Genomic DNA, 15,582 nt, shown 5'->3' on the forward strand with positions numbered 1-15,582 from the left:
ATTAGGTGCTCAGTTTTATTAAAAAGATTTTCGTAACAAGGCCGGTCCCCCGGCAGAAGCCTGAGTATTATAATATTATATGTCCCTACTGCTTTCATAAATTTAAACCTGAAGAAGTTGTGTTTCGTGCTACGCATACAAGGGACGATGATGATGAGTTCATGGAGCGTATAGATGAGAATTTGAGCAAGTGGCGGAAGCGTTTTAAAGCCGATGAAGTGTATATGGAGGCAGTTATAGATCCTGTGACGATTCCAGATGAAAACCGGATTTATTCGGAAAAAGTTTTGGTTGGGGTTGTAGATCGTTATGGGGAAGTTACAAGGCGTAGATTATGTCCGGAATGTCATAACGTTTTGCCAGTATCGGCAGGCAAGGTGCCAAGTAATATTATTTCAGTTATTGGAGCTTCACAAGTTGGAAAATCAGTTTTCATAGCCTCGCTAGTACATACACTGCAAAATAAGACCGCAGTGAATTTTGATGCATCCTGTATTGCTATGACGCCGGAAGTGGGAAATCGTTTCAATAACCGTTTTATTAGACCTATATTTGAGAATAATACAATGATTGCTACGACAAGTGTCAATGAACAGATGGATCCGTACATTTTTGAATTCAAGTTTAAGGATGATAACAAGGAAACATTGACTTTGGTCTTCTTTGATGTCGCAGGCGAGGGAATGACAAGCCGCGAATATTTGGAGATACAGGCCGAACACATCAAAAACTCCTCTGGGATCATGTTTTTGGTTGATCCTCTACAGATCAGGAGTATCCGCGATAAAATCCATTTAAAACTTGGTACGGAGGAACAAAATGAATTTTCCTCCAAATATGATGAACCGACTATGGTTATTTCCGGACTATATGAAAACTTTATTGCACATCAACCTAATTCTCGCACTAATATCCCAACAGCTGTTGTATTGACTAAGAGCGATATGTTGCATTATTTGAAGGAAGAGGATAGTGATTACATTCAGCCCAATAGCAATGTTTTCCGAAACGTTGTTCACAAAGAATACCTAAATAACATTGAATTTGAAAATATTAATGGAGAAATTGGACGATTTCTACAGAAAGTAGACCAATCCTTTAAAAGCGCGGTGGATGTTTACTTTACTAATAAAGCTTATTTCGCAGTTTCTGCTCTAGGCTCAAATCCTAAGAATACAGAGCTTAGTGGTGTTGTATCCCCGATTCGCGTCGATGAGCCATTCATCTGGTTGTTAAACCAGCTCGGATATATTGATCGGAGGGACACATAGTGACTGAATGGCAAAAGATTCAACAACATGTTTTTACGCGGGAACGCGGAGGTGTGTTTCGCACGAACGAAGGTTTTGATACCATTGCACTTTCTCCGCCCCTTTTGAGGGATAAAAGGTTTGTGCAAAACGTGCTTCATCCATTTTGCGTTTATAAAGCTCCACAAGAACTATTAAGGCAAAAATCAGCGGTTAATAGCTCTCAATTTCCTGATTCACTCACTGTTTTTACTGGACCGAATAATGAGCTTGTAATTGGTCGCAGTATTTATGTAAATGCGGATTTTACAGGACAACGAAGTACTTATTTCACCCATCAATTCGTAATTCCTGAGAGCCGACGGGAAGAATTCCTAAAGGAGCCAGCTCGGCTTTTTAGTGTGAAAAGTTTCATAGATTCGTATGATATTCGTAAAGGTACAGAAGTTCCCGAACTTGTTGATTTGGAGAGCCAGGGGTTTAAACTTGACTCGGACAGTATTTTGTCTGGCTTTGGAATCTCCAAAGAAAAGTTCAAGCAGTTGCTGTATGCTATTATGATGTCAATAAATCCCGGAAAGCAGGGACCAAGACGCAAGATATACGTGGCCCTTGATGTGGACGTCCATAGGAGCTCAGAAGCGGCCAGATATCTGTCGGCTGTATTGTATAGTTTACTGCCTTATACGATGCGTCGACATTTGGGTGTGGTAACATTTAACAGCGAGCCGGAGAGCCGTAGCGGGATTCACTTAACTTTTGTAGAAAAGGGAAGTATTGCCCAAGTAGAACGAAGTTTTGAACGTGATGTACTTTTTGACTTTTCTGAACAGCTTTTTAGAAACGTTGAGTTACCTGGAAATGAACATATATATTTGGACTTTGTTTGGGAAAATCGTAACAACTCAGCGTTGTTGACGGATTTCTTCACATTCTGTGACGAAGCATTGCAAGGTCTCGGTGATTCCGAATTAATGGCTGTAACTTATTACCAACTTTGTGGCCTGTATCAGATTAATGAAGATCAAAGTCGAGGCAAATATGTTAAAAATCGGCCTGGTACAATAACTGGAATTACTATTCTTCTGGAGAAAGAAGCGGAGAAGAAGCCAGCTATAACAGATTTGTTTCAGGTTCTTATTAAAGAAGATATGCTGAATTCAGAATTCGTTCCTGACAAAGATTATATCGGTAGCCTCTTAGCTTTCTCTCACAGCACAAGTTTATATCGTGACCTTATTATAAGTGCTCTGGTTCTTTTCAGTAATTACTTAATAAAAAGAGAAACAATAACAACTAATACTGTCTCAAAGTACTGGATTGCAGATTCGTTTCGTAAGGATGAAATTCTTTTTCCAAGCTTCATTGCTAGGTGGGCTGAAATCAGTGCTTTAAACTCTGAGGGTTACGTACGGAATGACTTTCGGTCTTGCAGAGATAAGAAGGAGTTTTTACTATGTATTCAATTTTGGTACAAAACTTACAAGGAATTTCTCAATAGTCTTTCAATTATCGAAGAGGCTCAAGAAACCACTTGTCGTGTATTGAAAGGCAAGTCAGAGGAATTAATAATGACTGCAAAATCAATTATACTTGCGATGAAAAACTTACAGGTAAACGGCTCGGTGAATTTACTAGCTACAAATGTAATCGCGGCAGCAACTAAGATATTTATTGAAGAATTGGAATTGCAAAAGATCAACTATGATCAATGGAAACAGCTCGACTTCTTAGTAGGGAAGGACTCATTGACTAATGGTTTAAAGCTTGATTTGCAGCAGGATGATAAATTAAGAATTATTAATGCAGTATATTTCGCATTGAATTATAACCGAAGCATTGAATCAGAATGCTTGACCTCATGGCAACGTTTAGGAGATCAGCAGCAGGTTGCCCAAAAATTATTGAAATCTCTGTTGAAAAATCGAATTGAACGAGATCATTTACCAAGCCTGCTTTTCGCATTCTATTCTCCACAACCGGCCTTCCACAGCAGGGGATTAAAAAAACCAAGTGAGATTGATTATTTTGCACTTTTTGAGTTCATGCGCGGATCTAATGGATCGAAGTTGGCGGAATTTATTCTCTGGGCCGAGAAAGAGAATCCCTTCTCCTCAGAGCTTGAACTTTATAAGAGCGCGCTCCACTATTATTTTGTCGAGGCATATCCTGAGTTGATTAGGGAGAGAGAAGTAAACAAGCGGCTTCTAGAGCTAAAGAGCAGCAAAATGAGAGCGTATTTCAAAGCTATTCGAAAGGAACTCAGCCCTTTTCGAAGGTTTATTCACAAATATCGAAGTCAAATTAGAATTGTTATGATGGTTCTTATCGGATTTTTGTTACTGTCTGCACTAGCAATATTGGTTATTAAATACGGGAGCTTGTTATTTGATTCAGTTAAAAGCCTATTTTCCGCAAACACAAAGAAATAAGGAGGAGCCTATATGTTCAGAACAGCGGCCAAACTAGCCTGTTTTACCTTGGGACTAACCATTGTTTTGAGTTTGTATTTTGCTGGGGTAGTGGAAGCAAAAGGTGAAACCAAAACATTCCAAGATGTGCCGCCCGATCATTGGGCTTTCTACGCAGTACAAGAGATGGTTAATAATGGTGTGGTGGATGGCTATCAGGATGGAGGCTTCTTTCCAGACCAGGAGTTGACACGGGAACAATTCTGCAAACTTCTGACACTGGCACTCGACTTAAATCTTTCGAAGGCCAACGAATCCTCATATTCTGATGTGGCAGTAGATGATTGGTCTATGCCTTACATCGAGGCAGTAAAAGATTATGTTAGTGGGTACGAAATCGGAATAGGGAAGCCTTTCTTTGATCCAAGTGCTGTTATTACGAGGGAAGATGTGGCAATAGCGTTGGTGAAAGGAGCGAAGCTGAATCCCGGCTCAGTCTCCAACGCCGTCTCTGTTATCCAACAGAAATTTTACGATGCGTCAGCGGTCTCTACTGGGATTGAAGCATACGTTGCTATTGCGATTCAAAACAATTTGCTGTCTGGTTATGAGGACGGTACGTTTCGTCCTCAATCTGGATTAACCAGAGCGGCCGCAGTAACGATGTTAACCCGGATGCTAGAGAATAAACTGATTTTGCCATTAAAGGACATTACACTCTCTGTTGACATTCCCTTAAAAGTAGAAACACCATATATTTCCATATCCGGAAAAACGGAAAAAGACATTAAGTTATATGTAAATAATGATTGGACTCCTAACTATAATGGGACATACGAATGGAGTGGCAATTTAAACAAAGGGGAAGGAGACTATTGGTTCGAGGTAAAAGCAGTCAAAAGCAATGGGAGATATAAAGCTTTCAACTACGCTGTTGATTTCAGTATTCCTGCTCCCAAGCTTACAGTAATGGTGCCTGGGGAAACGGACCTAGAAACTGTAAGAATAAGTGGCAGTGTTAATGATATCAATGATGACAGTCCTATTGTTAGTGTGAATGGTAAAGTAATAACCATTCGTGAGAAAGGGGAATGGAGCATCGATCTTTCTTTACACGAAGGAACTAATATGGTTACATTTTCATCTTCCAATAAATTTAATAAAGAAACAGAGCAGCAGAAAAGCATTGTGTTTAATATCAGCCCACCAGACCTTAAACTTGAAGATGTTCCAGATATAGTTAATTTTAAGGAATTTACTATCAGAGGAACAGCAACGGACAAAAACGATTCTAAACCCAAAGTTACCTTGAACAACAAAGAACTTACTAATAATGATGGATTTCAACAAAAAATAGTACTTACTGAAGGAGTCAATGACCTTGCGATTAGAGCGGTGAACCGTTTAGGGAAAGCAACAGATTTTGCAAAAAAGGTCAGCTACGTAATCAAGCCTCCGAACGTCACGGTGGATGGATTAACGGAAACATCAATAAAAGAAACAGTTTCATTTTCTGTAGCGGTCGATGACTTGTATGATAAACAGCCGTCTATCTACATAAATGGATTATATAGGGGCCAATCATCGGCTAACTCGAGCTTAACTCTAGCCGAAGGAAACAATGACATTACGATAAAAGCTGTGAGCTCAAGTGGTAAAGAGACTATTATTACTAAAAAAGTGGTCTATGTAATTTTGCCTCCAAAGTTGAATGTAGAAACGCTTCCTGCAACCACAGGAACTAGAACGCTCACCGTGAAAGCAACGGCAGTGGATACAGTGGACTCCAGTCCGAGTATCTATCTAAATGGAAGTTATGTGGCTAAAAACAGCATCTCTACCACTGTCCAATTAGTTGAAGGAACCAATAAAATTACTATTCGAGCAACGAATAGCAAAGGTAAAGAAGCTGTTGAAACTCAGACGGTTATATATACTTCACCACCTCCGGTTGTTACAGTCAGCGCACTTCCGGAGACTGTAACATCCAAAAGTCTAACCATCAAGGCAAGTGCGCAGGATGCCAATGACCAATATCCAAAGTTATATCTAAACGGACAGTACATGGCAACAAAACAATTTGAGACAACCGTTCAACTTAAGGACGGGGTTAATGTATTTGAAATCAAGGCAGTAAATAGTGTCGGAAAAACATCAGATATCATTACACGTTCGGTTAGTTACCAGCAACCAGCTCCTACTATTATGATCAATGGTACTTGGCCTGCATCTGTATCTTCTCCTACATTTACATTGTCCGTGAATGCAACAGACCCAAATGATTCGAGTCCAAGTATTCTGATTAATGGTAAGGTGGAAGGGAAATCCAGTATATCCAAGACAGTTACATTAACACAAGGAGTAAATACATTTGAGTTTAAAGCTCAGAATGCGGCGGGTAAAGTAAGCGATCCGATTATTAAAACGATTACATATACAGTACCGATAACCAATGTACCAACGGCATCGGAAACAAGTCAAAAGTAGTAACGTAAACCACTCTATTTGACAGTTCACTAATAATTCTTGAGAAGGAGCTAACAGTCTCCTTCTTTATTTTTTTGTAATTTATTATTGGCTATATAGGGAGAAGGAGACAAGGAATAATGTTTAATCTTAACAGGCTCATACGCGGAATGAGGTATCGGGACGGCGAACTAACGGCCTACGGCTTGGAGGTCGGGGCATTGTTGATCATTATTGGAGTCGCCACCTTGTTCATCGGTTTGTTGATGTTTCGGGAGGTGCGTAAAGTGAATTCCATCGGGATACAAAATGCAGATTTGAGAAGTTAGGTTGTAACCATTAACGGGCAGTAAAATCGACTCGCTCGGGAGAGTGCAGCGCCAGCCGCGATGAAGCCAGAGGTTTGATCCCGCAAAAGTTCACTATAATTATCGAACGTCCTCCTATGCTGGAGGACTTTTTATTTTTAAACGAAGCGGATTGAAGATGTTGATCTTAGGAAAAAAGTGTTCCAAGATAAAGAAGGGAATAAGAGCGTTTTTGTCGAAAAGGCAAGAATCGAATCATGGTATGAAAAATTGCAATTGAGATGGGGGAAATTCCACGCTGCAAGTTCACCCCATTACATCGGATTTAATTAAGGAGACAAACTCAAATGATTCGTGTAATGCTGATTGATGATGAGGAAGATGCGCTGGATTTGTTGGAAATTTTGCTCGGTAATATAGGGAATGTTGAGGTTGTCGGAAGATATCTCAATCCGATTCAAGCCGTTGAAGCAATAAGCCAAGCTCGAGTTGATGCGGTGTTTTTGGACAACCAGATGCCGGGGATGATTGGCATGGAAACGGCGAGAAAAATCAGGCAAATGATGCCGCAAATGCAAATCGTATTCACAACGGCCTATGCTGAATATGCAGTAGAGGCTTTTGAAATTCAATCGACCGACTATTTACTGAAGCCGTTAACGGTGGACAGATTGCAGAATGCGGTTGCTCGCATTAAACAAACTTTATCCGACTCCGTATTTCGAACTGGCATGAACGTAAACATTGCTCCCATCGTTCAATGTTTGGGGGGCTTCCATATTTTATTGCCGAATGCCGACAATAAAGTGCTTTCATGGATCACAAAGAAGGAAAAGGAGCTTTGCGCTTTTCTGATCCATCACGATGGAAAACCTGCCAGTACCGCATCGATTATTGAATCGCTTTGGCCGGAGTACGATCTGTACAAGGCGAAAACGTATTTGTACACGTGTCTGTCCTATTTAAGGAGAACGTTGGCGGAAAATAATGTTCCAATCAGCATACATAAGGCCGATCAAGGGTTTGTTGCTGTATCGGAGGATGAGCTTAAGGTCGATGTATCCGAATTTGAACAATTGCTGAGCGACACGATCTCCGAAAAGGAGACGGATATAAGGTTATATGACAAAATCAATTCGATATATAAGGGGGAATATATGGAAGCTTGCGATTACAGATGGGCTTCCCCTAGACAGGCGGAGATCAAAACAGCTTATATCCGCGCGCTTCGCAATGGGTATGCACATTTCCGCAGCCAAGGCAATATGGCGCTAGCGGAGAACAGCTTGCAGCGTTTATTAACGCTTGCACCCGATTCAGAGATGGACGGACGCGAGTTAATCAAGCTGTATTTAGAGTCCGGCAATCGGAATGAAGCGCTGCGTATCTGCTTGCAGTTGGAGAAGGACGTTCGTTTTCATTTGGGGCCGAGCTGGAAGAAGAGACGCTGCGGCTGATTCAACAAATTAAAAACAAGTCCGAACGGCAAACCCCATGAGGAAAAAAGCCGCGGCAGCGTTGATCATGCTCTCTTTGCTGATTGCCACTTACGGGATTTTGTTGAGCTACTTCTCTTGGATAAAGAAGCCGATGCCTTTGGCTGTGGAAGGAACCATGGATTTGAGTGCATGGCGATTTAATGAAGACGGAGTTATCCAGTTGGATGGGGAGTGGGAGTTGTATCCGTACATGCTGTTAAGCCACCGGGATTTGGTCTCTGCTACCGCCAAAGGGGAATTAACGCCTGTGCCGGTCCAAGTACCGGGATCTTGGTCGAAGCGGATGGATACGATCGGCATCGCTACCTATCGGTTGCGGGTTCGAACCGGTGATGCTGAAGCGGTCTACGGTTTAAAAACCGCGTCGATCCTAGTGTCCAACCGGCTCATCGTCAACGGCAAGGTAGTTGGATCAAGCGGGAATCCGTCTGAGAAGCCGGATTATAAAGCCTATAACAAGCCTTATGTCAGTTATTTCACTTTGCAGCCGGGCTGGAATGAAATTCTGCTTCAGGTGGCCAATTATGAATTTCACGCCAACAGCGGGATCATCGAACCACTTCTCCTAGGAAAATCGGATCAAATGACGGAGCTTCGCGATCAAGCAACCGCTCATGACTGGATTGCGCTTACCGCGTTTCTGATCATGGGGTTATATTTTCTTGGATTATACTCTCAACGGAGAGACGACCTTTCTCTTGCCGTATTTGGCATCAATTGCATTTGCATCGCACTATTTACAAGTGTCAGCGGGGAAAGAGTGTTGTTTAATGTGGTAGGCCCGCTTCCCTTCTGGCTTTATTACCGGATCCAGATGGTCTCGGTCGTCTTAATTGGTTTAGATTTTTTTCTGTATGTGCATACCGCTTTCCGGTATTACTGTTTTAAATGGCTTGTTCGCTTCGGCCTGATCGGAGGGGTGGCCTTTGCTTTGCTGAATATCGGGTTCGCGATTCAGCTCTCGGCAGGGCCATTCCGTCAAATGAATTCTTTATACGTGACCTTCTCGCTGTTGTACGCAACATATGTATTCATATTAGCGGCACTCCACAAAGTAGCGGGCAGCCGATATTTGGCTGTGGCGGCAATGGCCTTGAATGTTCTGGCGCTGAGCCAGAATTTGAACTTTTACTTCGGCGTGCCGATTTATCTACTCCCGCCGATTGAGCCGTTTCTTGTTCTGCTAATGTTAGCCCTGCTGATGTCGCTCCGTTTCTCGAACGCTTTCCGTAAAATAGAAGAATTGTCCAGACAATTGCTCCAAGTGGACAAGTTGAAGGATGAGTTTCTTGCCCGGACTTCGCATGAATTCAAGACGCCGCTTCACGGCGTTATCAATATTTCCCGTTCGATGCTGGACGATGCGGTTCATCCGCCGACTGACGGGCAACGGGAGAAACTTCAGCTAATTACCGATATTACAAGAAGACTCTCCCAGCTTGTTTACGACATTTTGGATTTATCCAAGCTGAAGCAAGGTGAACTCAGACTTGCTCCGGCGCCGATTGATGTTCGTTCGGTAGCGGAGATCCAAGTGAGGTTTTATTCCTATCTGTGTACCGGACGTGATATTCAACTGGTGAACCAAGTCCCTGCGCATTTGCCTTCCGCGCTTGCCGACGAAAGCCGCCTGAGTCAAGTGATCGGGAATTTGCTGGATAATGCGATCAAACACACGGAGAAAGGAAGTGTCGTCGTTACAGGAACAGAGCGCGGCGGCCTGCTCGAAATCACGGTCAAGGATACAGGAAAAGGCATTGAGCCACACGATATTCCGTTCATTTTTGAACCGTTTAAGTCGATCGAAGGAGCGCCGCGGCTTCGGATTGGGGCTTTCGATCGCCAAACAGCTTGTAGAACTGCATAATGGCACGCTTTCGGTCGCTTCCACGCCAGGAGCCGGTTCGACGTTTGCGTTCACGCTGCCGGTCGCAAATCAGGATAAAGATGTGTCAACAGCCCCATTGGGCGTCCAGGCCGTGCCAAGGAAGCCGAATATTCCTTGCTTACGCCTTATCATACGAATCTCAAGGGCAAGCATACGGTTCTTATTGTCGACGATCAGTATGTGAACCTGAAGGTTTTGCTGGATGCGCTTCAAACCTTCGATTATCGCGTAATTGCGGTGAAGAGCGGGTTTGAAGCACTTGAGCAAATCGATCAATCGGGCAAGATCGATCTCGTTATTCTCGATCTGATGATGCCGGGCATGTCGGGCTATGAAGTATGCCAGGAAATTCGCAAACGCTATTCGCTGCTTGAACTGCCCGTTCTGATGGTGACGGCGGCCATTCAACCGCAAGATAAGGTGGCTGCCTTCCAGGCGGGAGCAAACGATTACTTACCGAAACCGTTTGATCTGGAGGAATTAAGGGCCAGAATCGGCAGTTTGCTGGCGATGAAGGATTCGCTTGGTCGAGCGATTCATTTGGAAGTGGCATTTCTGCAGTCTCAGATCAAACCGCATTTTTTGTACAACGTGTTGAACAGTATTGTAGCGTCAAGTTATACCGATGTGGAACGCTCGAGGAAGATGATTGCCGATCTTGCCGATTACTTGCGCGGAAGCTTCCGGTTCAGCAACTTGGACGAACGTATCGTGTTTGCCGAGGAATTCAGGCTGATTCAAACGTATGTCGATATCGAGCAGGCCCGATTCAAAAACCGTATTCGTTTTGTTTACGACATTGCGGAGTCTGCTTATGATTTGCACATACCGCCGCTTGTCGAAAATGCGATCCGTCACGGTATCGGCGATCGTATTGAAGGCGGCGAGGTAACGATGACGGTGACGGAATCCGCTGGACAGTGGCGTTTTATCGTGGCCGACGATGGGATCGGTATCGCGCCGGAACGGCTGAAGACGCTGCTTGACAGAGCCGAAACGGATGAGCGGCAAGGAGTGGGCTTGCTGAATATTAACAAACGTCTGAAATACGAATACGGGATTTCGCTGGAACTGGAAAGCGAGCTTGGACGCGGAACGAAAGTTACCGTGTGTATCCCTGCTTCGCCGGTTTAACGTTTATACTGATCTACCTACCTGACAGGTTCTCATTCATTTTGATGAGACCTATTTTTTTTGTTGGGGAAATTGTCGATTTTTAAGGTTTCTTTAAGGTGCTGTTAGATATACTGGCCTGGATTGTGCGGGAGAAGAGCAATCATCTTGTTTATGAAAGGAAGACGCAGATTAATGATAAGAATGATTCGAGGGATGAGTAGGGGACAGATGAGGGTCCAAAGTGCAGTACATGTATTACTTGCGTTTGTGCTGATGATACCGCTTCTATCAAGCAGAGGGAGTACGGCGTGGGCGGAAACAAACGAAACTGTTAATCCAATACGGGTGGCCGGGCTTTCGAGTGTCCAAGCGGCTGATATATGGAGCCGGTTTGGCAAATTAGGGACCATAGACGGAACCGCTTTAGGCGAGTTCTTGAATCCTGCTGGGGTTGCGGTAGACAGCGGGGGGAATGTGTATATGGTCGATACCGGTAACAATCGGATTCAGAAACTGACTGTATCGACGAACGAGTGGAGCGAGTGGGGAAGCAGCGGAAGCGGTTTGGGTGAGTTCTCCAGTCCACGTGGAATCGCGGTAGACAGCAGCGGGAATGTGTATGTGGCCGATGTGGGCAACTATCGGATTCAGAAGCTCACGCCGGGCGCTAACGGCGCTCCGGATTCATGGAGCGAATGGAAAAGGAACGGAGGCGGCAGCGGAAGTGGCTTGGGTGAATTTAGTGCTCCATCCGGAGTCGCGGTAGACAGCAGCGGGAATGTGTATGTGGCCGACGTGGGCAACCACCGGATTCAGAAGCTCACGCCGGGTGCTAACGGCGCTCCAGATTCATGGAGCGAATGGAAAAAGAGCGGAGGTGGAAGCGGCAGCGGCTTGGGTGAGTTTAATGCTCCATATGGAATTGCGGTAGATGGCGGCGGGAACGTGTATGTGGCGGATACGGGCAACCATCGGATTCAGAAGCTCACACCGGGTGTTAACGGCGCTCAGGATTCGTGGAGCGAGTGGAAAAAGAGCGGGGGTGGAAGCGGCAACGGCTTGGGGCAGTTTTATAGTCCGGAAGGAGTCGCAGTAGACAGCAGCGGGAATGTCTATGTGGTCGATACGAGCAACCATCGGATCCAGAAACTGACGCTGGGGACTAACGGCATCCAAGATTCATGGAACGAATGGAAAAAGAGCGACGGCGGAATCGGAACCGGCCTGGGTGAGTTTTTTAATCCGGCTGGGGTCGCGGTAGATAGCAACGGAAATATGTATGTTGCCGATGCAAATAACCATCGGATTCAGAAGTATGCAGCTGTAACAAATAGTTGGAGCCAATTTGGCAAGTTAACGCCTGTAACCGGAACTGCTTTAGGTGAGTTTAATAGTCCGGAAGGAGTTGCGGTAGATAACAGCGGGAATGTGTATATAGCCGATACGAATAACCATCGGATCCAGAAACTGACGGTATCGACGAACGAGTGGAGCGAGTGGAAAAAGAGCGGAGGTGGAAGCGGCAGCGGTGCCGGGGAATTTTCGAGTCCACGTGGAATTGCGGTAGACAGCGGCGGGAATGTGTATGTAGCCGATACGAGCAACCACCGGATCCAGAAGCTGGCTTTGGGTACTAATGGCGCTCCAGATTCATGGAGCGAGTGGAAAAAGAGCGGAGGTGGAAGTGGAAGCGGCTTAGGGGAATTTTCAAGTCCGCGTGGAGTTGCGGTAGACAACAGCGGCAATGTGTATGTGGTGGATACGGGCAACCATCGGATTCAGAAGCTGAATGTGGGTGCTAACGGGACTCCGGATTCATGGAGCGAATGGAAAAAGGACGGAGGTGGAAGTGGCAGCGGTGCCGGGGAATTTTCGAGTCCACGTGGAATTGCGGTAGACAGCGGCGGGAATGTGTATGTAGCCGATACGAGCAACCACCGGATCCAGAAGCTGACGCCGGGCACTAACGGCGTTTCGGAATCATGGAGCGAGTGGGGAAAGAGCGGCGGCGGAAGTGGAAGCAGTGCGGGGGAATTTTCCAATCCATCCGGAGTTGCGGTAGACAGCAGCGGGAATGTGTATGTAGCCGATACGAGCAACCAACGGATTCAAATGCTGACGGCATCGACGAGTATATGGAGCGAGTGGAAAAAAAGCAGCGGCGGAAGTGGAAAGGGCTTAGGAGAATTTTCGAGTCCGCGTGGAGTTGCAGTTGACAATAGCGCGAATATGTATGTAGCCGATACGAGCAATCATCGAATTCAGAAGAAAGGCGGTGTCCTGACGAACGCGGCGGAGCCGGTGATCACGACGCAGCCGACGGGAGCGACGGTAAACGTGGACGGCAGCGCGCAGTTAAGTGTAGCGGCGACCGTGAACGATGGCGGTGTGCTAAGCTATCAGTGGTACAGCAACACGGCAAACAGCAACAGCGGCGGCAGCGCGGTGACCGGAGCGACATACGCAGCATATAATCCGCCGACCAATGCGTCGGGCACAGTTTATTATTATGCGGTTGTGACGAACACAAACAACAGCGTAAACGGCACGAAGACAGCGACCGTGACGAGTAACGCGGTCGAGGTAACCGTAAATGCACTGACCGCACCCGGCATTCCACAAAACTTTACTGCCGCCGGAGGTAACCGTCAAGTGACGCTGAATTGGAGTGCCGTAACGGAAGCGACTTATTACAGCATTTATATGTCGACTACTCCAGGGCAGTTTGCCGGCACTCCCGTAGCGACAGTAACTTCAAATACGTACAACATTCTTAATTTGACCAACGGCACCGCCTATTCCTTTGTTGTAAGAGCCGGGAACTCCGGAGGTCTGAGCGCCGCCTCAAACGAAGCCGGTGCGATTCCCGCAACCGTTCCGGATGCGCCGGCAAATGTTGCGGCAACCGCCGGGATCGGAGCGGCAACGGTAACTTTTACGGCGCCAACCGATAATGGGGGAAATGCGATTACCGGATATATAGTGACGGCTTCACCCGGTAACCTAACAATGACGGGCACAGCGAGTCCGATTGTGATCACCGGTTTAACGAACGGGACAAGCTATACATTTACGGTGAAAGCCGTCAATGCCATTGGCAGCAGCGAACCCTCAGCCGACTCCAACGCGGTCGTCCCAATAAGATTGTTCGGCAGCGGCAGCGGCGGCAATGGCTCTGGAGCGGCTCCATCAACGGAGTCAAGTGCAGGCGGCGTGGATGTGCTCGTCAATGGTAAAGCGGAAAATGCGGGCACAGAGGCAACATCGAGCCGCAACGGACAGACCGTAACAACGGTATCTATCGATCAGAAAAAGTTGGACGACAAGCTTGCGATGGAAGGACTGCACACGGTAGTTACAATACCCGTACAAGCAAAGTCGGATATTATCGTTGGCGAACTGAACGGTCAGATGATTAAAAATATGGAAAACAAGCAGGCCATTCTGGAAATGAAGACGGACCGGGCGACGTATACGCTGCCTGCGGAACAAATAAATATCGATTCCATCTCAAGCTGGCTCGGAAAGTCGGTTGCCTTGCAGGATATTAGAGTACAGATCGAAATCGCGGCGCCTGCGGAAAGTATGATGAAGTTGGCAGAAAACGCGGCGACAACCGGAGCATTCACATTGGTTGCGCCACCGGTTGAGTTCGCGATCAGAGGCATATACGAAGATACTATCATTGAAATATCGAAATTCAATGCTTATGTGGAACGCATGATTGCTCTGCCGTCAGGTATTGACTCGAACAAGATTACGACAGGAGTTGTTATTGATCCGGACGGAACGGTCCGCCATGTTCCGTCCCGAGTGGTAGCGATCGACGGCTACTATTACGCCAAAATAAATAGCTTGACCAACAGTATGTACTCGGTGATATGGCATCCGCTGGAATTCGCCGATGTTGCAAGCCATTGGTCGAAACATGCGGTCAACGAAGCGGGTTCACGCATGATCGTAAACGGTGTCGATAATGACCGGTTCTGCCCTGACCTAAATATGACACGTGCCGAATTTGCGGCAGTTATCGTTCGTGGACTTGGATTAAAGCTGGAAAAAGGGGCAACCCCTTTCGCAGACGTAAACCTGTCCGATTGGTACAGCAGCGCGATCAACACGGCAACCGCTTATCGTCTGAGCGCCGGTTTTGAAGACGGAACTTTCCGTCCGAATGAGAGCATTACGCGTGAACAAGCGATGGTGATGATCGCCAAAGCGATGCAAATCACCGGTTTGAAGGGAAAACTTCCGAGTCAAGCGGCGGAGGTGGCACTTAAACCGTATACGGATGCGGCGGACATATCCGATTGGGCGCGGAGCGGTATTGCCGACAGTGTTCAAGCGGGGATTGTTTCCGGAAGAAGTAATACGGAGCTGGTTCCGCAGGCATTTATTACCCGAGCTGAAGTAGCGGCGATCATTCTAATGTTGCTTGAAAAATCGGACCTGATTTAAGCGTGATGAGCACTTTTGAACTAGCTGCATGAACTTTTGGAAAATGGCTTGCTTAATCCATTTAAACGACAGCAATGTCGTTTTTTTGTTTTTCCGCAGGTTGATAAGCAGGCTCCTCCGGTAGCCTTTCCGGCTGAAAGATTAGATTGTCTTTGAAAATCAACGCGGTATCTACCGTCCTGTTTA

Annotated in this window: 7 protein-coding genes and 1 pseudogene; all 8 read left to right on the forward strand. The window is 45.9% G+C overall.

From position 1 onward, the window contains the following. Positions 1-5: 5 nt before the first annotated feature. The 8 genes and pseudogenes from EYB31_RS02460 to EYB31_RS02490 all read left to right on the forward strand — a co-directional run bounded on the left by EYB31_RS02460 (position 6) and on the right by EYB31_RS02490 (position 15,396). A complete protein-coding gene (locus EYB31_RS02460; protein ID WP_131011698.1) occupies positions 6-1,271 on the forward strand; it encodes a TRAFAC clade GTPase domain-containing protein in 1,266 nt (421 codons plus the stop codon). Next, on the forward strand, positions 1,271-3,682 hold the full coding sequence (locus tag EYB31_RS02465; protein WP_131011699.1) for a GAP1-N2 domain-containing protein: 2,412 nt from the start codon (positions 1,271-1,273) through the stop codon (positions 3,680-3,682). The genes EYB31_RS02460 and EYB31_RS02465 overlap by 1 nt, the downstream gene beginning before the upstream one ends. Before the next feature lie 12 nt (positions 3,683-3,694). Beyond that, entirely contained in the window at positions 3,695-6,148 is a 2,454-nt protein-coding gene (locus tag EYB31_RS02470) for an S-layer homology domain-containing protein (RefSeq protein ID WP_131011700.1), read from the forward strand. 119 nt (positions 6,149-6,267) lie between these two features. After that, complete coding sequence (locus tag EYB31_RS02475; RefSeq protein ID WP_206105428.1) at positions 6,268-6,456, forward strand: hypothetical protein; 189 nt, start codon at positions 6,268-6,270, stop codon at positions 6,454-6,456. Positions 6,457-6,782: 326 nt separating this feature from the next. Beyond that, positions 6,783-7,892, forward strand: coding sequence for a response regulator (locus tag EYB31_RS02480; RefSeq protein WP_240762016.1), 1,110 nt, complete (start codon positions 6,783-6,785; stop codon positions 7,890-7,892). Positions 7,893-9,135: 1,243 nt separating this feature from the next. Beyond that, positions 9,136-10,006: pseudogene (locus tag EYB31_RS41490) on the forward strand (sensor histidine kinase). Beyond that, a complete protein-coding gene (locus EYB31_RS40790; RefSeq protein ID WP_240762018.1) occupies positions 9,937-10,956 on the forward strand; it encodes a response regulator in 1,020 nt (339 codons plus the stop codon). Before EYB31_RS41490 ends, EYB31_RS40790 begins: the two are co-directional and overlap by 70 nt. Positions 10,957-11,166: 210 nt before the next feature. Then, positions 11,167-15,396: an S-layer homology domain-containing protein gene (locus EYB31_RS02490; protein WP_165452164.1), complete on the forward strand. Its 4,230-nt coding sequence runs from the start codon at positions 11,167-11,169 to the stop codon at positions 15,394-15,396. Positions 15,397-15,582 lie beyond the last annotated feature (186 nt).

Origin of the sequence: Paenibacillus thalictri, from assembly GCF_004307995.1 — a bacterium.
Classification (GTDB): domain Bacteria; phylum Bacillota; class Bacilli; order Paenibacillales; family NBRC-103111; genus Paenibacillus_AF; species Paenibacillus_AF thalictri.

Excerpts from the sequence above, each read along its gene's own strand:
- EYB31_RS02470 (WP_131011700.1), top strand. The coding sequence starts at position 3,695 with ATGTTCAGAACAGCGGCCAAACTAGCCTGTTTTACCTTGGGACTAACC.
- EYB31_RS02475 (WP_206105428.1), top strand. The coding sequence starts at position 6,268 with ATGTTTAATCTTAACAGGCTCATACGCGGAATGAGGTATCGGGACGGC.
- EYB31_RS02480 (WP_240762016.1), top strand. The coding sequence starts at position 6,783 with ATGATTCGTGTAATGCTGATTGATGATGAGGAAGATGCGCTGGATTTG.
- EYB31_RS02490 (WP_165452164.1), top strand. The coding sequence starts at position 11,167 with ATGAGGGTCCAAAGTGCAGTACATGTATTACTTGCGTTTGTGCTGATG.